Source organism: Paracoccus sp. (in: a-proteobacteria), from assembly GCF_030538495.1.
In the GTDB taxonomy this organism is placed as follows: domain Bacteria; phylum Pseudomonadota; class Alphaproteobacteria; order Rhodobacterales; family Rhodobacteraceae; genus Paracoccus.
Genome location: NZ_JAUNTW010000012.1, coordinates 20,293 through 45,039 on the forward strand (window position 1 = coordinate 20,293; position 24,747 = coordinate 45,039).

Here is a 24,747-nt window from a genome sequence, read left to right on the forward strand (position 1 = left end):
CGCGGGTCCGTCCCGCGCCCCCGTGTTTTAGGCGAACAGGCGCGGCGTCACAATGGCCGACCCGCGCAGACCGCGCGCCGCCTTGGCACCGGCCAGAACGGCCAGATCAACCAGCGGTTCCAAAGCGATGACCAGCAGATAGGCCGCGCCAAAGGACAGGATCCCGTCCACGGCATCCACCCCTTCGCCATACAGCGCCCAGAATCCGACCCATGCGACAACACCGCCCTGAAACGCCGCCGACAGCGCCAGAACCTGGCTGTATTTCAGGTCCACATAGGCCGTTCCCGGCGCGATGATCCGATGCGCCAATGCGGCGACCGCAAACAGCGGCACCAACAGCGTGGTCACATTCATGCCATATTGCGGCAGATCGCTGGGCGCAAAGAACAGCCCTTGCAACAGCAGCCCCGCAGCCAGACCCATCGCCGCCGGACCCGCGCCGAACAGCAAGAACAGCGTCGAGCCCAGAATCAGGTGAACCTCGGACACGCCGACGGCGTAATGGGGGAACACCTCAAAGAAAACGAATGTCGCAACGGTGGCCAGCACCGCGCGCACCACGACCGAGGCCAGCCCGCTTTCGCGCGCCGCATCCCATGCCAGTTTCAGCCCATAGACCCCAGCACCTGCAGCGGTCGCATAGCTCAGAACGATTTTGGCGCCTGTCACGACGCCCGGTTCGATATGCATCACAAATCTCCTGTTGCCGTCACACCCGACGGCTTTGGTTTCTCTGGCATGGCCGGTTTCCTGGCTTGCGGGTCATGGCGGGGCGCCTGCCTTCCCGGTGTCCCAGTGGCGTGTCGGCGTCCGCTTACCGCATACAGTCGCGGGGGCGGCCGGGGCTTGGGGCGCCGCAATTGGGTCCGCCTTTCCCCGTTCCCGGTTAGGCCCGATGCTTGGCATCTGATGGGCACCATCCAGATCTTCACCTAAGGGCGAAGCGGGCCGGGGGTCAAGCCTCAGCGGTTTCGCCACAGAACAAAGGCCACCCCAAAGGGCGCAATAAACGGTGCAAACATCCAGATAAACAGGTTGACGATCACCTTCATCACCATGGCAAACAGCAACAGCAGCCCGCCCAGCATCCAGACGCTGTCGCCCATCAGCATGGCTTTGATGTCGTCCCAGACCAGCTTGGCAAAGGGAAACAGCACAAAGCACAGCAGGTAATACCCGGTCATCGCCCACCGGACCGGCGCGGTTGCGGTTTCAAGTGCCGGCTGCGGCACGCCCCACATGATCAGGGCCAGCAGAGCCGCGCTGATGACATAGGCGCGGATCAGGTAATCACGGCGCACGCCGCCAAACAGACGGTATAGATGAGTCATGATGTGTCCTTAGTGTGTCGCGGGCGCAATCAGGTGAAAGAACGTCCCCGTCACCCGCCCGCAGGCGCTGCGCGACCCGGTTTCCGGAACCGCCGCGCCGGTGGCGTCGGTGACATGGGCCAGGGCGGCATCGGGTTGCGACAGGATGGTGGCGTAATGAAACTCATGCCCCCGCAGCGCGCGCGCGCCCTGCATCGGGGTGACCAGTTCCGCCCGGCGATAGCCCAGATGCATCCGCCGTTTCTGATAGCTGGTTTCCAGCCCCAACAGGCCCAGCATCGGATGCCGCACCCCGTCCGCATCGACCAGCCCCGCCCCCAGCGTCATATAGCCGCCACATTCGCCATGCACCGGCCGGGTCTGGGCAAACCGGTGCATACCCTCGCGAAACTGCCCAGCCGCGGCAATCCGGGGGGCGTGCAATTCGGGATACCCCCCCGGCAACCAACAGCAATCGGCGCTGTCATCGGGGGCCTGATCCGCCAGCGGGGAAAACGGCAGGATGGTCGCCCCCGCCGCCCGCCACGCCGCCAGAACATGCGGATACACAAACGAAAACGCGGCATCCCGCGCCAGTGCAATGCGCATCCCCGGCGCGGGGATGGGCGCGGCGTCGGGGCTGGGCAGATCGCGCGCCGCCGCCGCCGCGATGATGGCGTCCAGATCGCAATACTGCGCGACGAAATCCCCGGCATAGGTCAAAATCGCTTGCAATTCCGGGGTTTCTTCGGCCTGAACCAACCCCAGATGCCGTTCGGGCAGGGTGATGTTGCCCTGACGCGGCAGCGCGCCCAGAACGGGGATGCCGGCCTGCGTCATACCTTCGCGGATCAGGGCTTCGTGCCGGGGGGATGCCACGCGGTTCAGCACCACCCCCGCAAAGGGCAGATCGGGCCGCAGCGTGGCAAAGCCCCGCGCCACAGCCGCCGCCGATTGCGCCTGACCGGATACATCCAGAATCAGCACCACCGGCCAGCCCATCATCTGTGCGATCTCGGCGCTCGACCCGATGCCGGTTTCGCCCGGACGCGCCACGCCGTCGAACAGCCCCATGGATCCTTCGGCCAGAATCAGATCGGCGGGGGCTTGGGCCGTGACATGCGCGGCAATGCGCCCCGGCGTCATCGCCCACGCATCCAGATTGAACGACGCCCGCCCTGACGCCGCCGCGTGAAAACCGGGGTCGATGTAATCCGGCCCTGATTTGAAGGGCTGCACATCCAAGCCCCGCCGCCGCAGCGCGTTCAGCAGGCCCAGCATCAGCATGGTCTTGCCCGTCCCAGACGAGGGCGCGGAAATCATCACCCCCGGCGTCATTCGGGAAACCGGGGTGCGTCGCCCACAGGGCGATAACGGCGGTCGTAATCGGCGGCGTATAACCGGCTGTCGTCGAACCCATCCCCGGCCAAAGCGCGCCCGACCAGAATCAGCGCGGTGCGGTCAATCCCCGCCGCGTCGCGTTCGACCTGCGCCAGCGTGGACCGGATCACGCGCTGATCGGGCCAACTGGCGCGCCAGACAACCGCCACCGGGCAATCGGCACCGTAATGCGGGATCAGATCGGCCACCACCTGATCCAGTGCGTGAATCGACAAATGCACGGCCAAAGTCGCCCCCGTCGCGCCAAAGGCGGCCAGCGTTTCGCCGCCGGGCATGGCCGATGCGCGCCCCGGCGTCCGGGTCAGCACCACCGACTGCGCCAATCCGGGCAGGGTCAGTTCCGTTTGCAACGCAGCAGCGGCGGCGGCGAATGACGGCACGCCGGGGGTCACATCAAACGGAATCCCCGCCGCGCGCAGACGCCGGATTTGTTCGCCCATGGCCGACCACACGGACAAATCCCCGGAATGCAGCCGCGCCACATCCTGCCCCGCATCATGCGCCGCCTGCATTTCGGTGATGATGTCGTCAAGGCTAAGGCGCGCGGTGTTCACAATCCGCGCGCCGGACGGGCAGTGATCCAGCAACGCCGCCGGCACCAGACTGCCGGCATAGAGGCACACCGGACAGGCCGCGATCAGATCGCGCCCCCGCAGCGTGATCAAATCCGCCGCTCCCGGTCCGGCCCCGATAAAGTGTATGGTCATGCGTGTTCTCCTGCCCGTTCATCTGGCGCGAAACGCGCTGAACTGCAAGCCGCGTCACCGGCGGATGGTGCGGGATCATGAGTATTTAGACACAAGAGAAACGGCGGTTTCTTCTGTGCATAAATACTCACGTCCCAACCGAGAGGGCGGGCGCGGCGATTGCAATTGTGGCGCACCCGCAAGGCGAGATTTGGCGCGTCACGGTCAGGCGCGCGCCGGGACCGGCGGCGGCCAAGACTGCTTTTAATGCGGCGGCCTCGGCCACCGAACCCGTGGCGAATTTCGCGATGATGCGCGGGGATTGGGTGGGGGTTGCGACGCCTGCCACATCGACCAGATGCAGCGGCAGGCCCGTTGCGCGTGACAACGCGGTCAGTTCCGCCGCGCGGTCGGGGATCGTGGCCAACACATCCGCCCCGCCCGCCTGATCCAACAACGCGCGCAGCACCCCCGCATCCGTGCCGGGGCGACAGCCAAAGCCCGCAATCTTCATCGTGTCAGCGCCCATTGCACCACGGGGCGCGCGGGTTGCCAGCCTCGCATCCGGCCCAGAGGCGCGGACCCCGCAATGTCGATCCGCAGCAGATCGCCGCCATGTTGTTTGTGCAGAGCCATCAGCAGGGCTTCGGTGTCGATGGTCACGGCATTCGCGACCAGACGCGCGCCGATGGGCAGGCACGACAGGATCAGGTCGAACATCGCGGCATTGCCGCCTCCGCCCACGAACACGGCATCAGGTTCGGGCAGGCCGCGCAGCGCATCGGGGGCCGCGCCGGTGATCCGCTGCACCCGATGCGCCACGCCGAAATCGTCGCAATTGGCGGTGATGTTGGCCATGCGATCCGCGCGGGGTTCAATGCAGATCGCCCGCCCGCCCGACAGCGCCCATTCAACCGAAACCGACCCCGACCCGCCGCCAATATCCCATAACAGCGCATCCGGGCGCGGCTGCAACGCGGCCAAGGTCAAGGCTCGGATCGGGGATTTCGTGATCTGGCCGTCATGGTGAAACGCGGCTGTCGGGCGACCGGGGGCGGCAGACAGGCCCAGCCCGCGCGGCAGCTCCGCCCCGTTCAGCGCCACCACAACCGGCGCGGCAATGTCGGTCAGGTCGAACGCTTTGGCGCGCGTCTGGCGGCGGCGTTCCTGCGGGCCGCCCAGCCGTTCCAGCACCGTCATCTGCATCGCGCCGAACCCCTGTTCCACCAGCCACGCCGCCAGATCGCGCGGTGCGTTCCCGTCGCGCAGCGTGGCGATGATGCGACAGCCGCGCGTCAGATGCGGGCGCAGGCGCGTGAACGGCGCGGCGTGAAGGCCCGCGCAGGCCGTGTTCTGCACCGCCCACCCCATCACCGCCGCCGCAAGCGAGAAACAGGACGGCGCGGGATGAGCGACCCATTCGCCGGGGGTCAGATGCGCGGTCAGGCTGGCTCCGGCTCCGAACCAGAACGGATCGCCCGACACCAGCACCGCCACGGCCCGCCCGCGCAGCGCCAGCACCGGGGCCACGTCGAACGGCACCGGCCATTCGCGCCCCCGGTCCCCCGCACCCGCCAGTGCCAGATGACGCGGCCCGCCGATGATGATTTCCGCAGCGTCAAGCGCTGTGCGGCTTGCATCGGACAGACCCGTCAGGCCATCTTCGCCAATGCCGATGAGGGTGACCCATGGATCAATCATGATAAACGTCCTGTTGCTGGGCGGCACGACCGAGGCCAGCCAGACCGCCCGCCACCTGTCCGATGCCGGGATTGCGGGGGTGTTTTCCTATGCCGGGCGCACGGCGGCGCCGGTGGGGCAACCCTTGCCGGTGCGGGTCGGGGGCTTTGGCGGGGTGGATGGGCTGGCCGGGTATATTCGCGACCATGGGATCAGTCATGTGGTGGACGCGACCCACCCCTTTGCCGCGCAGATCAGCGCCAATGCGGTCGCGGCCTGTCGCGTCACCGGCACGCCCCTGGTTGCGGTGCAGCGCCCGGAATGGCGCGCGGGGCCGGGCGATGACTGGTGCCATGTCCCTGATATTGCGGGAGCGGTTGACGCGCTGCCCGACCGATCCGCGCGGGTGTTTCTGGCCATCGGGCGGCAAAATCTGGCCCCCTTTGCCGCGCGCGGGCATCACTATCTGCTGCGGCTGGTCGATGCGCCGGATGTGTCCCCCTTGCCCGATTGCCACATCGACATCGCGCGCGGGCCGTTCACGGTCGCGGGCGACCGCGACCTGATGCAGCGCCACGGCATCACGCATCTGGTGGCGAAAAACGCGGGGGGGACGGGGGCGGTTGCGAAACTGACCGCCGCGCGCGATTTGGGGGTGCGGGTCGTGATGATCGACCGCCCCTTTATCCCGCCGCGCCCGGTGGTGGACGATCCCGGCGCGGTGATCGCGTGGCTGCATCAATCCGCCCGCCGGGGGGTATAGACCCACGGCCCCACCCGCCGCGTCGCCGCATTGCCGACCAGAACCACGGTGCGCATATCGGCCATGTCAGGCGTGGCCTCGGCCAGCGTCACCACGCGCAGGGTTTCGTCCGGCGTGCTGACCGCGCGGGCAAAGATGATCAGCCGGTCCGGCCCACATTCCGCCCGCAGCAGGTCCAGCACCTGCGCGAAGTGATGCGGGCGGCTGGCGGAACGCGGGTTATAAAACGCCATGGCGAAATCGCCACGCGCGGCGTGGCGCAACCGGTGTTCGACCATGGCCCAGGGTTTCAGATTGTCCGACAGGTTGATGGCGCAAAAATCATGACCCAGCGGCGCACCGGCGCGCGCGGCGGCGGCCAGCATCGCGGTGATGCCGGGCAGGATGCGAATATCGGCGTTCAGGTGTTCGGGGGCGGACTCGACGGCCTCGAACAGGGCCGATGCCATGGCGAACACGCCCGGATCGCCCGATGACACGATCACGACCCGCGCGCCCTGAGACGCCAGTTGCAGCGCGTGCGCCGCGCGGTCCAGTTCCACCCGGTTGTCGGACGGATGCAGGTTCAACCCCGGACGCGCCGCCACCCGCGCGACATAGGGGATGTAACCGATCACATCCGTGGCCTGATCCAGTGCCGCCCGGACCTGAGGCGTCACCATCCCGTCATCCCCCGGTCCCAGACCGGCGACCGTCACCCATCCCGTCATTGCGCCACCTGCGCCAAGGCCATTGGCCGGCGTCCCTGACCATGGACCAGCACGATCGCGAAATAGGGGCAATCGTCGTCCCCCACCTGCGCCAGCGGGGCGATGCGCTGACCCGGCATGGTGCCGCGTTCAATCAGCCACGCATCGTCCAGACGCCCAGCGGCGGCCAAAGCGCGGCGGACTTTGGGCAGGTTGCGCCCGGTTTTCATAATCGCCACGGCGTCGGACCGGCGGATATGCGCGGTCAGATCCTCCTGCGACAGCGTGCCCATCAGCACCGACAGCACGTCGTCGCCCCATGTGATCGGCTGGCCCGACACGTTCCAACAGCCCGCCATGCCGGGGATGCCGGGGATCACGTCAACCGCCACCCGGTCGCGCAGGCGGATATACAGATGCATGAACGACCCATAGAAAAACGGATCGCCTTCGCACAGCACCACCACATCATGATCCGCGGCCAGTTCGGCCAGACGGTCGGCCCAATCGTCATAAAACCCCGACAGTTGCGCGATATAGTCCGGGCTGTCGAACGGGATCTCGGTCGTCACCGGATATTCCATCGGATATTCAACCACATCCGCGCGCAGCATATCGGCCACGATCCGGCGGGCCTGCCCCTGCCGCCCGGCCTTGCGAAAGAACGCCACATGCGCGGCCCCGCGAATGGCGCGGTCGGCGCGCACCGACATCAGGTCAGGATCGCCCGGCCCCAGACCGGCGCAGATGATGCGGCCCATGATTATTCCTTTCGACTGGCAAGCGCGTTGATCGCGGCCACGGTGATTGCGGACCCGCCCAGACGCCCGCGCACAATGACCGAAGGCGCAGGCGGCGCAGCCATCAGCGCGTCTTTGGATTCCGCCGCGCCGACAAAGCCCACCGGACAGCCGATAATCGCGGCGGGGCGGGGGGTGTCAGGGTCTTCCAGCATGTTCAGCAGATGGAACAGCGCGGTCGGCGCATTGCCAATCGCCACGACGGCACCGGCCAGATGCGGACGCCACAATTCCAATGCCGCCGCCGACCGGGTGTTGCCCATATCGCGCGCCATATCGGGAACGCGCGGATCGTGCAGGGTGCAGATCACCGCATTATCGGCGGGCAGACGGGCGCGCGTCACGCCTTCGGACACCATGCGCGCATCGCAGAGGATCGGCGCGCCCTGCATCAGCGCGATGCGCGCGGCGGTCGCCATGCCGGGGGTGAACTGCACGTCGCGTTCCAGCCCGACCAGCCCCGCCGCGTGGATCATGCGGACAACAACGGGTTCTTCGTCGGCGTCAAAACGGGACAGGTCGGCCTCGGCCCGGATGGTGGCAAAGGATTGGCGGTAAATCGCGGCACCGTTTTTTTCGTAATCATGGGGCATTACAGCACCTCTGGCAGTTGGTCGGGGCTCAGGTCGCGCATCACGGGGGGATCGCCCGCGCGGCCCTGACGGATCAGATCCCATCCCTGCGGCGTGGCGGTCAGCGTCACATCAGCGCGGGCAGGCCAGCCACAGCCTTTGGCGCATCCCGACAGGTGCAGAATATCGCCGTCAGCTATCAGAGGGGCCAGTGTCCGGGCAAGGGGGCGCGTGGCGGCATGGGCCTGCGGACAGCCGGGCGCGCCGGTGCAGGCCATGACCCGCAAACGCGGATCGGCGGGGTCGCGGATCAGGCCCGGATGGTCGGGCGCGTGTTCGACCAGCACCATGCGCCACGGCGTGACCCGCATTGCGCCAAGCGCGCGCAGAGTGTCCGCGTCGGTCTGGCCAAATTCAAACGCGACCAGATCGCCCTGCGGTGTCGGGCCGGGGCCGGGCGGGGCGACCCCGGCCCGAGGGATCAGGTCGGCGGGCGGCTGCACCCGCGCGGTCAGCGCCGCCATCCGCCCACGCCCATCCGTCACGCCGCCCTGTTCGAGAAACCACCGGGCCAGAGCAATCGCATCATCCGCGCCGCGATAGGCCGCCCCCCGCGCCATCCCATCGGCGCGCAGGATCAGGCCCGCATCGCTGCGTTCAATCCGAATATCGGCGGGGGTTTGGGTCAGCACCGGCGCGGCGCCGGTATCGACGGCAAAGCCGAATTTGGCGGGCAGGGTCAGATCGCAGATGCGCAGCGCCGCCGCCAGTTCCGCCGCGATCCGGTCGGTGTCCGTATCGGCAAAGGGCGTCACGATGATATTGCGCCGCGTTTCCGCCGCGATGTCATCATCAATCAAGCCAAGGTGACGCAGCGCGTCGATCAACGGGCGGTGCGTGTCGGGCGTCACCCCACGCAACTGCACATTCGCCCGTCCGGTCAGATCAATCCGCCCATTGCCAAAATCCCGCGCCGCATCGGCAATCCCCACGACCTGAGCCGCACTCAGCCGCCCCCCATTGGGCCGCACCCGCACAACCCAACCATCCCCCGACTCCATCGGGCGCAACGCGCCGGGACACCAGCCTTTGATGTGGGTCATGGGGTGAGTCCTTGGGTTGGGGTGATGCGGGCGTGGCTTTGAACGGACCCCGTGGCAAAGAGGGACGGGCGCAGACGCCTAGCGTTAAGGTTAATGGCCGGTTGGGTTGACCAGCGATCATTAACCTTAACGCGCTGCGAGCGAGTGGCCCGCGCCGTGTTGATCGTGTTTGGCGTGGGCTGGCTGTGTGCCCGAGAAAGAACAGGGTGGGGTAGGAGAGGGATGACGGAGGTGGCGCGCAGAGCAGGCAGGCCCGCCGCCGCATTAAGGTTAATGGGATGACGAAGCAGAGCCGGGCGGCATGTGATCCCGCCATTAACCTTAATGCGATGCGCGCGAGTAGACCGCGCCATGTGATCCGTTGTTCGGATGTTGGCGAGGCAAGGTTGGTTGGACATCCGCTGAATAACGCCGTGTTCTGAGGCGACGGTGCGATTATCGGCTGTGATGGCAGGGATGGAGCGCAGAGGTTTCGGCCACACCTGCGCATTAAGGTTAACGATATGATCGAGCAAAACAGGGTGGTATTTGATCCCGCCATTCACCTTAATGCGCTGCGCGCGGACAGACCGCGCCGTGTGGTCCGTTGTTCGGATGTTGGCGTGGCAAGGGTGGTTGATTGTTCGATGAACAACGCCGTGTTTTGGCGGCATGGCGCGATGATGGGGGGTGATGGTTGAGGTGGCCCGCAGAAGTTCCAGCCACACCGCCGCGTTAAGGTTAATGGCATGGCCGACCAAGGTCAGACGCTGCCGCGCCCCGGCATTAACCTTAACGCAGTCGGTATGTGATGGTGGGTTTTTGTGATCCGCTGCGCGGATATTAGCGGGGCAGGGTTGGTTGGGCATCCACTGAATAACGCCGCGTTTTGGGGCGACGGTGCGATTATCGGCAGTGATGGCAGGGATGGCCCGCAGAGGTTCCAGCCACACCGCCGCATTAAGGTTAATCGCGTGACGAAGCAGAGCGGGGCGGCATGTGATCCTGCCATTAACCTTAATGCACTGCGTGCGGGTAGACCGCGCCATGTGACTCGCTGCGCGGAAATTGGCGGGGCAGGGCTGGTTGGACATCCGCTGAGTAACGCCGCGTTCTGGGGCGACGACGCGATTGTGGCCTGTGGCGGTAGGGGTTGTGCGCAGAGGTTCCAGCCACACCGCCGCGTTAAGGTTAATGGCATGGCCGACCAAGGTCAGACGCTGCCGCGCCCCGGCATTAACCTTAACGCAGTCGGTATGTGATGGTGGGTTTTTGTGATCCGCTGCGCGGATATTAGCGGGGCAGGGTTGGTTGGGCATCCACTGAATAACGCCGCGTTTTGGGGCGACGGTGCGATTATCGGCAGTGATGGCAGGGATGGCCCGCAGAGGTTCCAGCCACACCGCCGCATTAAGGTTAATCGCGTGACGAAGCAGAGCGGGGCGGCATGTGATCCTGCCATTAACCTTAATGCACTGCGTGCGGGGGCGCTGAAGCATGTGACCCGCTGCGCGGAAATTGGCGGGTCGGTCTTGGCTGGGTGTTTGGCGACGAACATCTTCGTTCGGTGGTGTCGTGGCGAAGATGGTCCGGCACCGGCGCAGCCGTTCCGTCGTATTAAGGTTAATGCTGCAATCGACCAAGGCAAGCACCTGCCTCACCTCGCCATTAACCTTAACGCCACACACCCGGGCGCGGCGTTCGACCCCATATGCCGCGCGCCCTTTCGTGGCGGTATTCGTCGGCGCGTGGGTCATTCCCTGCCCCCCAAACTGGCCGCGATCGAATTGCGCCGCGTCACCCATAACCCCGCGTCGTGCAGGCGGCGGAACAGGTCGCGCATGGCGGCCAAGGCGGCGGGGTTGGCCTGTTCCATGAACGCGACCACATCGTCGCGGCCCAGCGTCGCGTCGTGATACAGGTCGAACAGATGTGGCGGCACCGCGCCCGCCAGATGCGCAAAGGCCGCCATATGGTCCAGCGTTGCGGCGATTTCGGCGGCGCCCCGGAACCCATGCGCGCGCATCCCATCCGCCCAGCGGGGGTCGGATGCGCGGGCGCGGACGGTGCGGGCGATTTCTTCGGTCAGGGTGCGGGCGCGGGGACGGTCCGGCTGGGTTGCGTCAAGATGATAAAGCGCGGGCGCATCCGCTCCGATGCGGGCCATGGCGGCGGCAAAGCCCGCCTCATGCGCGGCATAATCGGCGGCCAGCAACAGATCGCTTTCGGGCAAATCTTGCGCGTGAACAAAACTGTCGGCCCCGGACAGGCGGCGTTCCAGGCCCGCGCGGTCGGGGCGGGATTGCCCATCCGCGCCGATGGCCCAGGCAGAGGCGTTTAACCATGCCTCACCGGCGGCCAGACGGGCGGCGTCGGTGAATGTGTCGGCGGCCACGCCCATGCCCAGCCCATATTGCCCCGGCTGCGGGCCAAAGACCCGCGCGCCGCGCATGGCATAGGGGTTGTCGGCGGCGTCCTCATCCCGTTCGGCCAGTGCCGCCGCGCCGGTTTCAAACAACTGCGCCAGCACCGGGAACACGTCGCGAAACAGCCCCGATACCCGCAGCGTCACATCAATGCGGGGACGCCGCAGCAGGGTTAACGGCGTGACCTGAACCCCGGTCACGCGGCCCGACGCATCATCCCAGACGGGTGCCAGACCGGCCAGATGCAGGGCCATGGCAAATTCTTCGCCCGCGGTGCGCATGGTCGCGCTGCCCCACAGATCGACGACCAGACCACGCGGCCAGTCGCCGTGATCTTGCAGGTGACGGCGTAACAATTCCTCGGCCAGCTTGACGCCTTGGGCATGGGCGGCAGGCGTCGGCACGGCCCGAGGGTCCACGCCAAACAGGTTGCGCCCGGTGGGGATCACATCGCGCCGCCCCCGCGCGGGCGACCCCGACGGCCCCGGCGCGACGAAGCGCCCCGACAGCGCCGCCATCAGCCCCGCGCGTTCATCCGCGCCGCAATCGCCGGTGCCGTAAATATGCAGGCCCTGCCCGAACTGGCTTTCCTTAATATCGCAGACAAAGCGGTCGATGCGGGTGATCGCCTCGGCCGGGCTGGCATCAGAGGGGATGCCCAGATCGGTTTCAACGCCGGATGCGCGGGCCTGATCGCGGATGCTGTCGATCAGCCGGTCGCGCCGCGCAGGGTCCAGCCCGTCGGCGGTCGAATATTCGTCCAGCAGCCGTTCCAGCCCGGCCATAGCGGGCGGCAGGCTGGCCGCGATCATCGGCGGGGGCAGATGGCCCAGCGTGACGGCCGCGATGCGGCGTTTGGCCTGTGCGGCCTCGCCGGGGTCATTGACGATAAAGGGGTAAATCACCGGCACCGCCCCGATCAGCGCCTGCGGCCAGCAATCGCCCGACAGCGCTACCGATTTTCCCGGCAGCCATTCCAATGTGCCATGCGCGCCCATATGGATCAGCGCGTCGGGGCTTTGACCCGCCAGCCACAGATAAAACGCGACATAGGCGTGACGCGGAACCCGTGTCAGGTCGTGATAATCATCATCGCGCCCCGCCCGGTGGCTGCGTTCGGGTTGCAGGGCCAGCGTCAGGTTGCCGCGCCGGGTGGCGGCGAAATGGAACGCGCCGTTCTGGCAATCGGGGTCGCTGTCCGGCTCGCCCCACGCCGCCGCCAGATCATCGCGCAGAGCGTCGGGCAGGCGGGCCAGTGCCGCGCGGTAATCGGCCAGTGGCCACGCGATGCGGTCATGGCGCAGCGCATCCGCCCCCGGTTCTGCGCCCAGCATCGCGGCGACGGCATCGGCGGAGGCAATCGCATCCAGCCCGACCGCATGGGCCATCTGCCAGTCGCGCCCCGGATAGGTGGACAGGATCAGCGCCACCCGGCGATCATCGGGCGCGCTCTGCGCCAGCCGGTCCCACGCCGCCACCCGCGCCACCACGGCCCGGATCAGCGCGTCATCGGGGCGATGCGCAAAGCGTGAAAATTGCAGATCGGCGTCACGGGGTTGCGGGGCCTTGAAACTGACCGCGCCGGTAAAGATGCGGCCGTCAACTTCGGGCAGGACCACATGCATGGCCAGATCGGACGGCGACAGACCGCGTTCCGCAGCCGCCCATTCGCGGCGGCGATTGGTGGACAGGGCGACCTGAAACACCGGGCAATCCCATGCGCGGAACGGCCCGCCCGCGTCCGACTGCGCCGAAAACCCGGTTGCATTGATGATGGCCACCGGTGCGATCCCAGTCCCCGCCAGCCATGGCGCAAAGCCCGGCGATTTCAGCGACGGCGCAAAGACCCCGCAGGCGGCAAAGCCCTGCGCCCGCAATTCCCGGATCAGCGCATCCACCGGCGCGGTATCCGCCGCCGTCAGATAGCTGCGGTAAAAACTGACCACGACCAGCCGCCCCGGCGGGGGGGCGGCGATCACGCCATGGTCGGGGTCGTAAAACCCCATATCGGGCAAGGCAGGCTGGCCGGGAACCGGCGTCGCATCCAGCCCCGCCGCATGGGCCAGCGTGACCAAAGCCTGCCCCGCCGCAACCGCGCCGCCCATATCGCACAGCCGCGCCAGATCGCGCAGCACCGGCACCGGCAGCGTTGACAGGTCATCCAGCCGTGCATCCGCCCGCCCATCGGCGGGCAGCACCGCAAGCGCAATCCCTCGCCGCCGCGCCAGATCCTGAACCGAGGCCAGACCATAGGGCCAATACCCTTCGCCCCCGATCAGGCGGATCAGAACGGCGCGCGCGCCGCTCAGCGTCTGGTCGATATAGGTATCGACCGACACCGGGTGACGCAGCGCCACCAGATTGCACAGCCGCAGAGACGGCAGCCCCCCCCGCCGCCCCCATTGGTTCCACGCCGCCGCAAAAGCGCCCAGATCGCTGTCGGAAAACGACAACACCACCATATCCCCCGGCGTCTGGCCGGGGTCATAGGGGGCGTCGGTTTCATCCAGCCCGTGACTTTCGCGGAAAATGACGTGCATCAGAGAATGGCGCTGTCCAGAACCGCGCGGATCGCCGACCTGTCCACATCGTGATGTTCGCCAATGACGACCAGACGGCTGGCGCGCGGCCCGGTCCATGGCTGGTCATATTGATGCCGCACGCGCGCGCCTACGGCCTGCACCAGCAGGCGCATGGGTTTGCCGGTGACGGCGACGTGGCCTTTCACCCGCAGGATGTGCTGTTCAACCGCCAGCCGTTCAATCGCCGCGACCAAAGCCGCCGGATCGCGGATTTCCGGCAGGTCCATGACCACGGTGTCAAAGTCATCATGTTCGTGATCATCGGCCCCGTCATGATGGCTGGGACGCGCGGCCAGATCGTCTTCGGCGGCGGCGTTCAGGCCCAGAATGACCTGCGGGTCAATCGCGCCTTCGGTCACGGTCAGGATCGGCAGCTTGCGCGGCGCGTGGGCGTCAATTTCCGCGCGCGCCGCCGCCACACCGTCATCGCCCGCCAGATCGCATTTCGTCAGCAAAACGACATCGGCGCAGGCAATCTGATCTTCGAACACCTCGGCCAGTGGGGTGTCGTGGTCCAGACTGTCATCTGCGCGGCGCTGCGCGTCCACGGCGTCCACATCGCTGGCAAAGCGTCCCGCCGCCACGGCTTCGGCATCGGCAAGGGCGATCACCCCGTCCACGGTGATGCGCGACCGAATCGCGGGCCAGTCAAAGGCCTTCAGCAGCGGTTTCGGCAGCGCCAGCCCCGATGTTTCGATCAGGATATGATCGGGCCGCTGCGGCATCGCCATCAGCGTCTCCAGCGTCGGGATAAAGTCATCGGCCACGGTGCAGCAGATGCAGCCATTGGCCAGTTCGACAATGTTTTCGGCGGGGCAATTCTCATCCGCGCAGGATTTCAGAATGTCGCCATCCACCCCCACGGTGCCAAATTCATTCACCAACACCGCCAGCCGTCGCCCGCCGGGGTTCTGCATCAAATGCCGGATCAGCGTGGTTTTCCCCGCGCCCAGAAAGCCGGTGATGACGGTAACGGGGATTTTGGTCAGGTCGGTCATAGCGTGTCCTTTGGGTCAGGAAGGGTTCGGGATTGCCAATCGGCATAGGTTTGCTGCGTGCCGGTCATGCGCCATTCGGTGCGTCCGTTGCGGTTGCTGGCCAGAATCACCGCAGCGGCGGCGGATGGGCTGTTGAACGCGGTATCCGTGGCAAAGGTCAAAAACGCGTCCGGTCCATCGGTGATGGTGCCGTCATCCATCAGCGTTTGGCGCAGCCCGGCATAGCTGTTTTGGACATAGCCCGGATCGCGCAGCACCTGCGACCCGGCCAGCACGATAAATTCGCCCCCGCGTTCGGTGGCCTGCGCGTTCAGGCCGGATTTATGGGCGATGACAAAGCGCGGCTCAGCAACGGGGGCTGTCGCCGCATTCTGCGCCGCCGCCGGGGCGGGTTTCAGCAAATCCAGCCCCACCACCGGCAACATGCTGGCCAGAGTGGTGATAAAGCGTTCCATATTCGCGCGCTCGGCCTCGGGCAGGTAACGGCGTTCGGGTTTGGGCTGCTGGCCATTGGTCAGATGGACGCGCCCCGCCATATGGGCGCGTTCGATCAGCCGCGCTTCCAGATAGCGGATATGCCCTTTGTTCAGGGTATTGTCGCTGGTGGTGATAGCGGCGGCGATTTCCCACCAGTCGCCTTGCTCATTCGCGCTGGGTTTGATCCGGTCGCGGATATTGTCCGCCTCTCCGATATAGGTGCGGTTGCGGCTGGGATGGTCGGGGTCGGGACCGGACAGGATATAAACCCCCGGCCGGTCCAGATCGTCGCGTTGCAGCAAGCTGTCAAACGTCGTCTGACGCGCGACCGTGATTTGCCCGGTCCAGCCGAATTGCGACGCGATCAACAGCCCGTCAGGAGTGCCTTCGGGCATATAAAGCTGGATGGTATAGCCCTTCATTCAGCCCTCCTGCTTCGGCATCTGAGGCGGAATCCGCGCGATGCAGTTTTTGCGGAAATGGTCGGGGCGGTCGCGCCATGGGACCAGCCCGTCCGTCGTCGCGGCATAGGCGACGGTGCCGGCGATCACGGCGTCGATATGCTGGTCGGGGTCCAGATTGCCGTAAATATAGGTCCAGCGATCCGGCCCGCCTTGCAGAACGATCGTGCAACCGCGCGTGCAGTTGGACAGACATTCGACCGGGCGCAGGGTGACCTCGGGCGGCAGAGCGCCCGCCAGACGTTCGGCCAGAACCGCGCCCGCGCGGGGGGCGTCGGGATCGGGTGCGCCCAGACGGCATGTGGTGCAGATCAGAATTTCGGTCATCAGACCCCCTTGGCGCAGATGGCGCACGGATAACAGACGGGATTATCGCTGACGATAGGCGGCATGGCAGGCCAGACACATATAACGGACATCCTGCAACGCGGCTTCCGTATCGCCGCCGTCACGCACCGCCTGCGCAAAGACCCGCGTCTGCGCGGCAAAACCGGCGGTGTATTCGGCAAACCGCGCCGGGTCGTCCCAGATGGCGGGCAGGGCGCCCTTGGCCCCATCCGGCGCGGGCGAGGGGATAGCGAACAGCGCATCCATCTGCGCGGCCAGTGCCGCCATGGCGTCGGCATGGGTGGGCAGCATCGCATCACCCCCCGCACCGGCAAAGACGGTCGCGGATGACGCGCGGAAATGGCCCGACAGCGCCGCCATGCTGCGCTGCCGCAGTTCGGTGATGCCAGCGGCGGGCGTGGCAAAGGGTTCCACGATGGGGTGTTTTTCCCCATGCGGGCCAAAGGGGCCAGTCAGCGGTTCAGCCTGCGCAGGGCCAGCCAGCAGCGCCAGCACGATCAGTCGTTTCATGTCTCACCTGTGCCACATGGCCCTCCGCCATGCGTTTGGGGGTGCGTGCGGGGGCCGCCATCCCTGTGGCGTCACCAGCCCAACCAGACACCCCGCCGGTTTCGTTGCCCCAAAGGGGCGGCTATGACGCGGCAGGTCTCCCGGCTTGCGGATATGGGGCTGGCCCCGCGGGCGCCCGGCCTTCCCGGTCGGAACCAGTGGCGGTGGGCGACCTTTCCGGTCACGGTCGCGGGGGCGGCTGCGTTTGGGGCGGTTGCCCTGTCGCATTCCCTTTTCACCTGTCATAAACAGGAACCAGCGTTCCAATACCAAACCCGCCCCACCCTCCAAAGTCAAGAGGAACCCCATGACCGATGCCGCACAAAGCCCCGATGATCTGGCCCCTGATGACCTTGCGCGCCATGCCGCCAAAATGGCCAAGAAAAAAGCCGCGCGCGACCGGATGATGGAAACCAAAACCGGCGAAAAGGGGCTGATCATCGTTCATACCGGCCCCGGCAAGGGCAAATCCAGCAGCGGGTTCGGCATGATTATGCGCTGCATCGCCCATGATATGCCCTGCGCAGTCGTGCAGTTCATCAAGGGCGCATGGGACACCGGCGAACGCCGCCTGTTGACCGGCCATTTCGCGGATAAAGTGCAGTTTCATGTGATGGGCGAAGGGTTTACATGGGAAACACAGGATAAATCGCGCGATGTTGCGGCGGCTCAGGCCGGGTGGGCCAAGGCGCAGGACATGATCCGCGACCCGGCTATCCGCATGGTGTTGCTGGACGAAATCAACATCGCGTTTCGCTACGGCTATATCGACGTGGAACAGGTGCTGACGTTTCTGGCCAATGAAAAACCGCCAATGACGCATGTGGTGCTGACCGGACGCGGCGCGCCGGATGCGCTGATCGAGGCGGCCGATCTGGTCACGGAAATGTCGCTGGTGAAACACCCGTTCCGCGACGGCATCAAAGCGCAGGCAGGGGTCGAATTCTAACCCGCCAGAGACACGACGCGGCGGATGGCGGCGGCGTAGCCTTCGACCCCAAAGCCCGCGATGACCCCATCCGCGCGCAGCGACACAAAGGAATGGTGCCGGAACGATTCGCGTTTGTGGACTTGGCTGATGTGGACCTCGATCACCGGGCCGTCGAATGCGTTCAGCGCGTCCAGCACCGCCACCGATGTATGGGTCAGCGCGGCGGGGTTGATGACGATGCCCGCCGCCTCAGTGCGCGCCTGATGGATCCAGTCGATCAACTGGCCTTCCCAATTCGTTTGCAAAAACCGGATGTTATGCGGGGTCGCCACATCCGCACACAGGCGTTCGACATCGGCCAGCGTCGCCGCGCCATAGATTTCGGGCTGGCGCTGCCCCAGCAGGTTCAGGTTCGGGCCGTTCAGAACATAGATCAGCATGGCGGTTCCGTGATGATGGGCAAGGGGGCGGCGCAGTGGGTCGGGTCGATCAGATGTAACCCGGTTGTGGTCAGGAACGGAACCCCGCCGGGCATCGCCTGACTGCGCCACAGGATGCGGCCATCTGGCGCGGTCAGGGTCAGGCGGCTGGCCTGCATCTGCAACCGCCCCGGCGCGCCTGCCTGCCAGACCGGCGCGCGGCTGATGAACAGCGCGGGGCCGGTGTCCGGGTCGTTGATCAGCCGCGCATCGCCATCAGCGGCCTGCATCGCCTGACCGGGCAGCAAGGCGCCGGTCAGGCGATCCGAGGCCACCATTTCGCCGTGCAGGTTGCGCCGGATCAGTGCGTGAATCGTGGCGCGGTCCCAGCCGTGATGCGGGGCTGTGGCGTGCAGGATCATCGCCTTGGTCGCCGCTGCAACGGGGGTCATATCGCCGCCGCTGATCGCGCCGGTATCGGCCACCCACGCCCCGGCGGCGTAATGAAACGCGCCGACCACGCCGCCAATCACGCGGCTGGTCACCACCACGCTGATCCCCGCCGCATCGGCATCGCGCAGCGCGTCCGACAGATCGCCGGAACCATGGGGCAGGTTGCCTTCGCCAAAGCCCTGCATCACGATGACGCGCGCGCCGCTGGCCGTCGCGTCCCGCACCGCAACCGCCAGCATCGCCCCCGGCAAAGCGGGGATTTGCGCCACCGGCACGGCGTCGATGCGGGCGGTGATCGCCTCCAATTGCGCCCGGACCGGCGCAAGGTTCTGATCCAGCGACACATCCGGCGCGACCGGACCGGGCAGAGCATCCGCGCCATGCCAGGCTCCGATCCCGACCCCCGCCAGATCGGGCAGATGCGGGCTGTCAAAGCCGGCGAATGTGGTTGTCGAGACCTTAAGCACCCGATTGCCGCGCATCAGGCGGGTGTTGAAAAACACGGCCACCTCGGGGATGCGCAGGCGCGCGCAGGCAATCGCGCCGGACAGATTGGCAAACGCATCCGACCCGGCGTTCAGGACCAGCCCGCCGGGGCCATCCCGAAACAGCGGCAGTTGCGACCCGGTCAGGATCACGGGTTTCGACAGCACCGCCCGCCCGAACCCGTTCGCATCCGTGATGTTCAGCAATAACGGCAGCGCCGCGCCGGTGAAATCCAGCGTATCGGTGCCGTGCAGAATCACAAACCCGTCAAAATCAGAATAGAGATCAACCACATGCGTCGCCATCCGGCACCAATCGCCGGGGCGCAGATCGGTGCTGTCCAGCGTGCCGGTATCGCTGCCCGGAAACCGCAAACCGTCATCGAAATGCAGCGCCACACCCGGATGCGCCGCCTGCAACGCATCGCCCAACAGCCCGCGCGCCGCGTCCGCAAACCGGCCCGGAGCCATCGGCGCAAGCGGCTGACCCACGCTGCCAATCGTGCCGCCGGTATAGAGAATCGCGATCTTCATGCAACGCCCAGTGCCGTTTCCGCCCCCGCCGCAATGCGCAGCAGGTGGTGGTCATGGCCCGCATACCCCATGATCGAAATACCACAGGCCGCGTGACCTGTGGGCAGCGTAATCGCGGGCAGGCCCAGCAGATTGGCGATGCGGGTGTTGCGCAGCGCCAGCAGATTGGCGCGACCGAACGCCTCGGCGTCGTTTAACAGCGTGTCGGCGCGGGGCGGCAGGATCGCGGCGGTCGGGATCAGCACCGCGTCAAAGCCGGCAATCGCCTGTTTCACCCATTTGCGGCGGATGCGCGTCAGGCTTTCCCACGCGGCGACGTAATCGGCGGCGCTGATGTCGGCACCGCCCCGGAACCGCGTCAGGATCGGGGGCCACATCAGTTCGGGCGCATCCTCGATCTGGGCGCGCCAGATGCCGTATGCTTCGGGCGCGAACAGGTGCGGCGACAGGGCCATGGCGCGGTCCAGCCAATCGGTGCTGGCGTGATGGATCTGCGCGCCCGCACGGGCCAGCCGGTCGATGGCGTCCGTGAAGGACGTCGCCGGGCCGGGTTCGATGTCGTCAAAGGCCAGCCCGTCCAGCACCATCAGCCGCAGCCCGGCCACCGTCGCATCGGTCAGATCCGGCGCGGGCTGATCGGCCATCAGGGCGAATAATTCGGCGCAATCTTCGACCGTGCGGGCAATGGGGCCGGGCGTGTCAAACCGGCGGGCCAGCGGCACGATGCCCTTTTCCGGCAGAGCGTTGTGGCTGGGTTTGAACCCCACAAGGTTGTTCCACGCCGCGGGCAGGCGGATGGACCCGCCCGTATCGGTGCCAATCGCCGCCGCCGCCAGACCCAAGGCCACGGACACCGCCGCCCCGGATGACGACCCCCCCGGCACCAGATCGGGGTCAAGCGCATTGGGCGGCGTCGCCGTCACCGGGTTCAGCCCCAGCCCGGAAAAGGCCAGTTCGGTCATATGGGTTTTGCCCAGACAGACCAGCCCCCGGCGCGCGGCGCGGGCCATAACATTGGCGTCTTTGCGGGGAACGCGGCCCTCTAACAGCTTGGAACCGGCCTCGGTCACGATGCCGCCGCTGTCGATATTGTCTTTCCAGCTGATCGCCACGCCGTCCAGCAGACTGTGCCGCCGCTCCATCCGGGCGCGGTCATGGGCGGCGCAGCTTTCGGACCGGGCGCGTTCGGGCGTCAGGCGCGCGTAAATCCGCGCGATGTCAGGATGGGCGCGGGCGGCGGCCAGATAGCCTTCGGTCTGGTCGATAGGGTCCAAAAGCCCCGCCAGAATGGCGCGGCCCTGTTGCGTGGCCGAGGCGCGCAGCCAATCCATCAGAAATCCACCGCGATGCCGTTCTTTTCATAATCCCCGAATCGGACGGGTTCGGGACCGTTACGGCCGCCATATTCCTTGGGCAAGGGTTGGGCGGCGGCAGCGGCTTTGCGGCGTTCTTCGGCCTCGGCCAGGGCGCGTTGTGCGGCGGGCGGCAGATCGGTCATGGAAACATCCCCCATTTGGGCCTAGTGTCGGCCATCAGTTTTGACGATGATTTAGGCAAAGGAAAGCGATTTGGCAAAGCCGGGTGGCGATATGGCGCGCAAAGGCGCATTGCGGTTGGTTCAGGGCGTGCGTGACGGGCGGTCGCTGGCCGAACAGGCGGGCGCGTTGCGGCATCTGCCGGTGGCCGATCAGGCGCGGGCGCAGCGGCTGGCGGTTGCGGTGTTGCGCAATGCGGGGCGCGCCGATGCGGTGCTGGCGCAGTTCATGGACCGCCGCCCGAAACCCGAAATCGCCGATATTCTGCGTCTGGGCGTGGTCGAGATGCTGGACGACGCGCAGGCCGCGCATGGCGTGGTCAGCACCTGCGTTGATCTGACGCGCGCCACCGGCAAGCGTGGTCAGGCGGCGGCGGGCATGGTGAATGCGGTGCTGCGCAAGGTGGCGGGGTTTCAGGGCTGGGCCGATCTGAGCCCGCAGGCGCTGCCCGACTGGTTGCGGGGGCCGCTGGTCGATGCGTGGGGCGCGGACGCCGTGCGTGGGTTTGAAACCGCCCATCAGGCCGGTGCGCCGCTGGATCTGACGGTGAAGCCGGGGGCCGCGGCCCCGGATGGTGACGCGCTGCCCATGGGGTCGGTGCGCATCCACGGGCCGGTGCAGGTGTCGGCCCTGCCGGGATATGACGCAGGCGATTGGTGGGTTCAGGACGCCGCAGCCGCGCTGCCGGTGCGTCTGCTGGACCCGCAGCCGGGGGAACGGATCGCCGATCTGTGCGCCGCGCCGGGTGGGAAAACCCTGCAATTGGCGGCCGCCGGTGCCGATGTCACCGCGATTGATATTAACGACGCGCGCCTGCGCCGGGTGCGTGAAAACCTGACGCGGTGCGGTTTGACCGCGCAACTGGTGGTGGCGGATGCGTTGGATTGGCGGCCCGATCAGCCGCTGGATGCGGTGCTGCTGGACGCGCCCTGTTCGGCGACCGGCACGATCCGGCGGCACCCGGATTTGCCGCTGATCCGCGACGGCCACGGCATCAGCGACCTGATCGACCTGCAAGCGCGGATGATCGACCACGCGCTGACCTTGCTGCGGCCCGGCGGGCGGCTGGTTTACGCCACCTGTTCCCTGATCCCGGACGAAGGCGAGGTTCAGATCGACGACGCCCTGACCCGCCATCCCGGCCTGTCGGTGATCCGCCCCGACGGGCTGGGCGTCGATCCGGCATGGATCACCGACGAAGGCGGCATCCGCCTGCGTCCCGATTACTGGCCCGACCGGGGCGGGATGGACGGTTTTTACATGGCGTGCCTGCAAAAGCCCGGCTGAAGCTGGACCTTTGGCCGGCATGGGGGTAACTGACCGCAAACAGCATCAAAAGGCCCGCCATGACCCGTCCCGTCCCTGTTAAACGCGCGTTGATCTCGGTTTCTGATAAAACCGGCTTGGTTGAATTTGCCTCGGCCTTGGCTGCGCGGGGGGTGGAAATCCTGTCCACCGGCGGCAGTGCGAAATCGCTGCGCGATGCGGGGCTGACGGTGACGGATGTGGCGGATGTCACCGGCTTTCCCGAAATGATGGATGGGCGCGTCAAAACCCTGCACCCCAAGGTGCATGGCGGCTTGCTGGCGCTGCGTGACAATGCCGATCACGTTGCCGCGATGGACGAACACGGCATCGGCGGCATCGACCTGCTGGTGGTGAACCTGTATCCGTTCGAAGAAACCGTCGCCCGCGGCGCGGATTACGACGACTGCATCGAAAACATCGACATTGGCGGCCCGGCGATGATCCGGGCGGCGGCGAAAAACCACGGCTTTGTCACGGTGATCGTGGATGTGGCCGATTACGACGCCGTTCTGGCCGAACTGGATGCGCATGACGGCACCACGCTGGCGTTTCGGCAGAAACAGGCGCAGATCGCCTATGCCCGGACGGCGGCCTATGACGCGGCGGTGTCAACGTGGCTGGCGGGCGCGATTGGGCAGGAAAACCCGCGTCGCCGCGCCTTTGCTGGCACTCTGGCCCAAGGGCTGCGCTACGGCGAAAACCCGCATCAGTCGGCGGCGTTCTATGTCACCGGCGAGGCGCGCCCCGGCGTGGCAACCGCGCAGCAATGGCAGGGAAAAGAGCTGTCCTACAACAACATCAACGACACCGACGCGGCGTTTGAATTGGTGGCGGAATTTGACCCCGCCGATGGCCCCGCCTGCGCGATCATCAAACACGCCAATCCCTGCGGCGTGGCGCGCGGCGCAACCGCGATCGAGGCGTATTCGCGTGCATTCGACTGCGACCGGACCAGTGCCTTTGGCGGCATCGTTGCGCTGAACACGCCGCTGGACGGGCCGACCGCCGAAGAAATCGTCAAAATCTTTACCGAAGTGGTGATTGCGCCGGATGCGAATGACGACGCGAAACGGGTCTTTGCCGCGAAAAAGAACCTGCGTCTGCTGACCACCGGCGGGTTGCCGGATGTGACGGCAGGGGGGCTGACGCTGCGTCAGGTCTCGGGCGGGTTGCTGGTGCAGGGCCGCGACAATGGCCGCATCACCCGCGACGATCTGCGGGTGGTGTCGGACCGTCAGCCCTCCGCCGACGAATTGTCGGATATGCTGTTTGCGTGGACCGTGGCGAAACATGTGAAATCAAACGCCATCGTTTACGCGCGTGACATGGCGACCGTCGGCATCGGCGCGGGCCAGATGAGCCGCGTGGACAGCACCCGCATCGGTCGCCGCAAATCCGAAGATATGGCGCAGGTGCTGGGCCTGCCGGAACCGCTGACCATCGGCGCGGCGGTGGCGTCGGATGCGTTTTTCCCCTTTGCCGACGGGATCGAGGCGCTGGCCGAAGCGGGCGCCCGCGCCGTCATCCAACCCGGCGGGTCGATGCGCGATGACGAAGTGATCGCCGCCGCCAATCGTCTGGGTCTGGCGATGGTCTTCACCGGCCAACGTCATTTCCGCCACTGATGGCACAGGCGACCAAACCCCGCACGCGCAAAGCGTCCACGCCCGCCCGCACCGATATGGGGCTGGTGGCGTGGGTCGCGGGCGTCGTGTTCATGCTGGATCAGATGCTGAAATATCTGGTCGTGCAGGTCATGGATCTGGCGCGGGTGCAGCAGATCGACGTGATCCCGCCTTACCTGAATCTGCGCATGGCGTGGAATCAGGGGGTCAATTTCGGTTTGTTCGCCAGCGGTCACGATACGATGCGCTGGGTTCTGATGGGGATTGCGGCGGTGATCTGCGTCTGGGTGTGGATCTGGGTCTGGCGGTCCAATGCGGGCGTGTTGGCGCGCATCGCGGCGGGGCTGCTGATCGGGGGCGCGCTGGGCAATGTCGTGGATCGCGCGATTTATGGCGCGGTCGCGGATTTTCTGAATATGTCGCTGCCGGGATGGCGCAACCCCTACAGCTTTAACGTCGCGGATATTGCGATTTTTGCGGGCGCGATTGGGCTGGTCTTTATGCCGCAGAAACCGCCCGCGCCGGTAAAGACGCCGCGCAAACCACGCGCCAAGCCCGCGCCCAAATCGCCCGCCGTTGATAAGCCGCGTGACGACAGCGAAAATCCCGGCTAAACAGGCACAAAGAACA

General features: G+C 66.4%; 25 protein-coding genes and 2 riboswitches. Of the genes, 5 read left to right on the forward strand and 20 right to left on the reverse strand.

Translation table 11 applies throughout. The features are described from left to right. Positions 1 to 27: 27 nt before the first annotated feature. From Q4G20_RS11645 to cbiE, 6 genes are all read right to left on the reverse strand, one after another. Positions 28 to 693, reverse strand: a complete 666-nt coding sequence (locus tag Q4G20_RS11645) for an energy-coupling factor ABC transporter permease (RefSeq protein ID WP_303343626.1) — start codon at positions 691 to 693, stop codon at positions 28 to 30. 32 nt (positions 694 to 725) lie between these two features. Then, positions 726 to 939: riboswitch (cobalamin riboswitch) on the reverse strand. Between the two features lie 26 nt (positions 940 to 965). Then, a complete protein-coding gene (locus Q4G20_RS11650) occupies positions 966 to 1,334 on the reverse strand; it encodes a hypothetical protein (RefSeq protein WP_303343627.1) in 369 nt (122 codons plus the stop codon). Positions 1,335 to 1,343: 9 nt separating this feature from the next. Beyond that, positions 1,344 to 2,651, reverse strand: a complete 1,308-nt coding sequence (locus Q4G20_RS11655) for a cobyrinate a,c-diamide synthase (protein ID WP_303343628.1) — start codon at positions 2,649 to 2,651, stop codon at positions 1,344 to 1,346. Further along, entirely contained in the window at positions 2,648 to 3,421 is a 774-nt protein-coding gene (gene cobM / locus Q4G20_RS11660) for a precorrin-4 C(11)-methyltransferase (RefSeq protein WP_303343629.1), read from the reverse strand. Before cobM ends, Q4G20_RS11655 begins: the two co-directional genes overlap by 4 nt. A gap of 127 nt (positions 3,422 to 3,548) precedes the next feature. Then, positions 3,549 to 3,929, reverse strand: a complete 381-nt coding sequence (locus tag Q4G20_RS11665; RefSeq protein WP_368660797.1) for a cobalamin biosynthesis protein — start codon at positions 3,927 to 3,929, stop codon at positions 3,549 to 3,551. Then, positions 3,911 to 5,101 carry a precorrin-6y C5,15-methyltransferase (decarboxylating) subunit CbiE gene (gene cbiE, locus Q4G20_RS11670; protein ID WP_303343630.1) on the reverse strand — a complete coding sequence of 397 codons (1,191 nt, stop codon included), beginning with the start codon at positions 5,099 to 5,101 and terminating at the stop codon, positions 3,911 to 3,913. The genes Q4G20_RS11665 and cbiE overlap by 19 nt, the downstream gene beginning before the upstream one ends. Between cbiE and Q4G20_RS11675 the strand changes: the two genes are divergently transcribed. Then, positions 5,100 to 5,843: a cobalt-precorrin-6A reductase gene (locus tag Q4G20_RS11675; protein WP_303343631.1), complete on the forward strand. Its 744-nt coding sequence runs from the start codon at positions 5,100 to 5,102 to the stop codon at positions 5,841 to 5,843. The genes cbiE and Q4G20_RS11675 overlap by 2 nt on opposite strands. On the opposite strand, the gene cobJ is transcribed toward Q4G20_RS11675, so the two are convergent. From cobJ to Q4G20_RS11725, 10 genes are read right to left on the reverse strand one after another with little or no spacing between them, the layout of a single operon-like run. Next, on the reverse strand, positions 5,819 to 6,553 hold the full coding sequence (cobJ, locus tag Q4G20_RS11680; protein ID WP_303343632.1) for a precorrin-3B C(17)-methyltransferase: 735 nt from the start codon (positions 6,551 to 6,553) through the stop codon (positions 5,819 to 5,821). The genes Q4G20_RS11675 and cobJ overlap by 25 nt on opposite strands. Beyond that, positions 6,550 to 7,293: a precorrin-2 C(20)-methyltransferase gene (locus Q4G20_RS11685; protein ID WP_303343633.1), complete on the reverse strand. Its 744-nt coding sequence runs from the start codon at positions 7,291 to 7,293 to the stop codon at positions 6,550 to 6,552. Before Q4G20_RS11685 ends, cobJ begins: the two co-directional genes overlap by 4 nt. A gap of 2 nt (positions 7,294 to 7,295) precedes the next feature. Continuing rightward, positions 7,296 to 7,925 (reverse strand): precorrin-8X methylmutase, encoded by a 630-nt coding sequence (locus Q4G20_RS11690; RefSeq protein ID WP_303343634.1) that lies wholly within the window; start codon positions 7,923 to 7,925, stop codon positions 7,296 to 7,298. Next, complete coding sequence (locus Q4G20_RS11695; protein WP_303343635.1) at positions 7,925 to 9,007, reverse strand: precorrin-3B synthase; 1,083 nt, start codon at positions 9,005 to 9,007, stop codon at positions 7,925 to 7,927. Before Q4G20_RS11695 ends, Q4G20_RS11690 begins: the two co-directional genes overlap by 1 nt. Next, entirely contained in the window at positions 9,004 to 10,743 is a 1,740-nt protein-coding gene (locus tag Q4G20_RS11700) for a hypothetical protein (RefSeq protein ID WP_303343636.1), read from the reverse strand. Before Q4G20_RS11700 ends, Q4G20_RS11695 begins: the two co-directional genes overlap by 4 nt. Beyond that, positions 10,740 to 13,952 carry a cobaltochelatase subunit CobN gene (cobN, locus tag Q4G20_RS11705; protein WP_303343637.1) on the reverse strand — a complete coding sequence of 1,071 codons (3,213 nt, stop codon included), beginning with the start codon at positions 13,950 to 13,952 and terminating at the stop codon, positions 10,740 to 10,742. Before cobN ends, Q4G20_RS11700 begins: the two co-directional genes overlap by 4 nt. Continuing rightward, positions 13,952 to 14,992 carry a cobalamin biosynthesis protein CobW gene (cobW, locus tag Q4G20_RS11710; protein ID WP_303343638.1) on the reverse strand — a complete coding sequence of 347 codons (1,041 nt, stop codon included), beginning with the start codon at positions 14,990 to 14,992 and terminating at the stop codon, positions 13,952 to 13,954. The genes cobN and cobW overlap by 1 nt, the downstream gene beginning before the upstream one ends. Beyond that, a complete protein-coding gene (locus Q4G20_RS11715; protein ID WP_303343639.1) occupies positions 14,989 to 15,891 on the reverse strand; it encodes a GIY-YIG nuclease family protein in 903 nt (300 codons plus the stop codon). Before Q4G20_RS11715 ends, cobW begins: the two co-directional genes overlap by 4 nt. Next, positions 15,892 to 16,257 (reverse strand): DUF1636 domain-containing protein, encoded by a 366-nt coding sequence (locus tag Q4G20_RS11720; protein ID WP_303343640.1) that lies wholly within the window; start codon positions 16,255 to 16,257, stop codon positions 15,892 to 15,894. A gap of 42 nt (positions 16,258 to 16,299) precedes the next feature. Then, positions 16,300 to 16,788 carry a cytochrome c gene (locus Q4G20_RS11725; RefSeq protein WP_303343641.1) on the reverse strand — a complete coding sequence of 163 codons (489 nt, stop codon included), beginning with the start codon at positions 16,786 to 16,788 and terminating at the stop codon, positions 16,300 to 16,302. 112 nt (positions 16,789 to 16,900) lie between these two features. Continuing rightward, a riboswitch (cobalamin riboswitch) is annotated at positions 16,901 to 17,102 on the reverse strand. A 32-nt stretch (positions 17,103 to 17,134) separates the two neighbouring features. Between Q4G20_RS11725 and cobO the strand changes: the two genes are divergently transcribed. Further along, the gene (gene cobO / locus Q4G20_RS11730) at positions 17,135 to 17,776 is read left to right on the forward strand and encodes a cob(I)yrinic acid a,c-diamide adenosyltransferase (RefSeq protein WP_303343642.1); all 642 of its coding nucleotides are present in this window, start codon (positions 17,135 to 17,137) and stop codon (positions 17,774 to 17,776) included. Here cobO and aroQ read toward each other — a convergent pair. The 4 genes from aroQ to Q4G20_RS11750 are packed head-to-tail and all read right to left on the reverse strand — an operon-like array spanning position 17,773 to position 21,147. Beyond that, the gene (aroQ, locus tag Q4G20_RS11735) at positions 17,773 to 18,198 is read right to left on the reverse strand and encodes a type II 3-dehydroquinate dehydratase (RefSeq protein ID WP_303343643.1); all 426 of its coding nucleotides are present in this window, start codon (positions 18,196 to 18,198) and stop codon (positions 17,773 to 17,775) included. The genes cobO and aroQ overlap by 4 nt on opposite strands. Continuing rightward, a complete protein-coding gene (locus Q4G20_RS11740; RefSeq protein WP_303343644.1) occupies positions 18,192 to 19,649 on the reverse strand; it encodes an asparaginase in 1,458 nt (485 codons plus the stop codon). The genes aroQ and Q4G20_RS11740 overlap by 7 nt, the downstream gene beginning before the upstream one ends. Beyond that, positions 19,646 to 20,980: an amidase gene (locus Q4G20_RS11745; RefSeq protein ID WP_303343645.1), complete on the reverse strand. Its 1,335-nt coding sequence runs from the start codon at positions 20,978 to 20,980 to the stop codon at positions 19,646 to 19,648. The genes Q4G20_RS11740 and Q4G20_RS11745 overlap by 4 nt, the downstream gene beginning before the upstream one ends. After that, positions 20,980 to 21,147, reverse strand: coding sequence for a DUF1674 domain-containing protein (locus tag Q4G20_RS11750; protein WP_303343646.1), 168 nt, complete (start codon positions 21,145 to 21,147; stop codon positions 20,980 to 20,982). The genes Q4G20_RS11745 and Q4G20_RS11750 overlap by 1 nt, the downstream gene beginning before the upstream one ends. 70 nt (positions 21,148 to 21,217) lie before the next feature. On the opposite strand from Q4G20_RS11750, the gene Q4G20_RS11755 reads away from it, so the two are divergent. Genes Q4G20_RS11755 through lspA form a run of 3 tightly spaced genes read left to right on the forward strand, consistent with a single transcriptional unit; the run spans position 21,218 to position 24,731 of the window. Beyond that, positions 21,218 to 22,471: an RsmB/NOP family class I SAM-dependent RNA methyltransferase gene (locus tag Q4G20_RS11755; protein WP_368660798.1), complete on the forward strand. Its 1,254-nt coding sequence runs from the start codon at positions 21,218 to 21,220 to the stop codon at positions 22,469 to 22,471. Positions 22,472 to 22,530: 59 nt separating this feature from the next. Further along, positions 22,531 to 24,117 carry a bifunctional phosphoribosylaminoimidazolecarboxamide formyltransferase/IMP cyclohydrolase gene (gene purH, locus Q4G20_RS11760; protein WP_303343647.1) on the forward strand — a complete coding sequence of 529 codons (1,587 nt, stop codon included), beginning with the start codon at positions 22,531 to 22,533 and terminating at the stop codon, positions 24,115 to 24,117. A 56-nt stretch (positions 24,118 to 24,173) separates the two neighbouring features. Beyond that, positions 24,174 to 24,731: a signal peptidase II gene (gene lspA / locus Q4G20_RS11765; protein ID WP_303343674.1), complete on the forward strand. Its 558-nt coding sequence runs from the start codon at positions 24,174 to 24,176 to the stop codon at positions 24,729 to 24,731. Positions 24,732 to 24,747 lie beyond the last annotated feature (16 nt).

What these genes read in the sequence shown, in the direction of transcription:
- purH (WP_303343647.1), top strand. Translation starts at nt 22,531, where the DNA reads ATGACCCGTCCCGTCCCTGTTAAACGCGCGTTGATCTCGGTTTCTGAT.
- Q4G20_RS11695 (WP_303343635.1), bottom strand. Translation starts at nt 9,007, where the DNA reads ATGACCCACATCAAAGGCTGGTGTCCCGGCGCGTTGCGCCCGATGGAG.
- cobJ (WP_303343632.1), bottom strand. Translation starts at nt 6,553, where the DNA reads ATGACGGGATGGGTGACGGTCGCCGGTCTGGGACCGGGGGATGACGGG.
- Q4G20_RS11700 (WP_303343636.1), bottom strand. Translation starts at nt 10,743, where the DNA reads ATGACCCACGCGCCGACGAATACCGCCACGAAAGGGCGCGCGGCATAT.
- cobN (WP_303343637.1), bottom strand. Translation starts at nt 13,952, where the DNA reads ATGCACGTCATTTTCCGCGAAAGTCACGGGCTGGATGAAACCGACGCC.
- cbiE (WP_303343630.1), bottom strand. Translation starts at nt 5,101, where the DNA reads ATGATTGATCCATGGGTCACCCTCATCGGCATTGGCGAAGATGGCCTG.
- aroQ (WP_303343643.1), bottom strand. Translation starts at nt 18,198, where the DNA reads ATGCTGATCTATGTTCTGAACGGCCCGAACCTGAACCTGCTGGGGCAG.
- Q4G20_RS11715 (WP_303343639.1), bottom strand. Translation starts at nt 15,891, where the DNA reads ATGAAGGGCTATACCATCCAGCTTTATATGCCCGAAGGCACTCCTGAC.
- Q4G20_RS11750 (WP_303343646.1), bottom strand. Translation starts at nt 21,147, where the DNA reads ATGACCGATCTGCCGCCCGCCGCACAACGCGCCCTGGCCGAGGCCGAA.
- lspA (WP_303343674.1), top strand. Translation starts at nt 24,174, where the DNA reads ATGGGGCTGGTGGCGTGGGTCGCGGGCGTCGTGTTCATGCTGGATCAG.
- Q4G20_RS11720 (WP_303343640.1), bottom strand. Translation starts at nt 16,257, where the DNA reads ATGACCGAAATTCTGATCTGCACCACATGCCGTCTGGGCGCACCCGAT.
- Q4G20_RS11725 (WP_303343641.1), bottom strand. Translation starts at nt 16,788, where the DNA reads ATGAAACGACTGATCGTGCTGGCGCTGCTGGCTGGCCCTGCGCAGGCT.
- cobO (WP_303343642.1), top strand. Translation starts at nt 17,135, where the DNA reads ATGACCGATGCCGCACAAAGCCCCGATGATCTGGCCCCTGATGACCTT.
- Q4G20_RS11645 (WP_303343626.1), bottom strand. Translation starts at nt 693, where the DNA reads ATGCATATCGAACCGGGCGTCGTGACAGGCGCCAAAATCGTTCTGAGC.
- Q4G20_RS11665 (WP_368660797.1), bottom strand. Translation starts at nt 3,929, where the DNA reads ATGGGCGCTGACACGATGAAGATTGCGGGCTTTGGCTGTCGCCCCGGC.
- Q4G20_RS11740 (WP_303343644.1), bottom strand. Translation starts at nt 19,649, where the DNA reads ATGAAGATCGCGATTCTCTATACCGGCGGCACGATTGGCAGCGTGGGT.
- Q4G20_RS11675 (WP_303343631.1), top strand. Translation starts at nt 5,100, where the DNA reads ATGATAAACGTCCTGTTGCTGGGCGGCACGACCGAGGCCAGCCAGACC.
- Q4G20_RS11650 (WP_303343627.1), bottom strand. Translation starts at nt 1,334, where the DNA reads ATGACTCATCTATACCGTCTGTTTGGCGGCGTGCGCCGTGATTACCTG.
- cobM (WP_303343629.1), bottom strand. Translation starts at nt 3,421, where the DNA reads ATGACCATACACTTTATCGGGGCCGGACCGGGAGCGGCGGATTTGATC.
- Q4G20_RS11690 (WP_303343634.1), bottom strand. Translation starts at nt 7,925, where the DNA reads ATGCCCCATGATTACGAAAAAAACGGTGCCGCGATTTACCGCCAATCC.
- Q4G20_RS11685 (WP_303343633.1), bottom strand. Translation starts at nt 7,293, where the DNA reads ATGGGCCGCATCATCTGCGCCGGTCTGGGGCCGGGCGATCCTGACCTG.
- Q4G20_RS11745 (WP_303343645.1), bottom strand. Translation starts at nt 20,980, where the DNA reads ATGGATTGGCTGCGCGCCTCGGCCACGCAACAGGGCCGCGCCATTCTG.
- Q4G20_RS11655 (WP_303343628.1), bottom strand. Translation starts at nt 2,651, where the DNA reads ATGACGCCGGGGGTGATGATTTCCGCGCCCTCGTCTGGGACGGGCAAG.
- cobW (WP_303343638.1), bottom strand. Translation starts at nt 14,992, where the DNA reads ATGACCGACCTGACCAAAATCCCCGTTACCGTCATCACCGGCTTTCTG.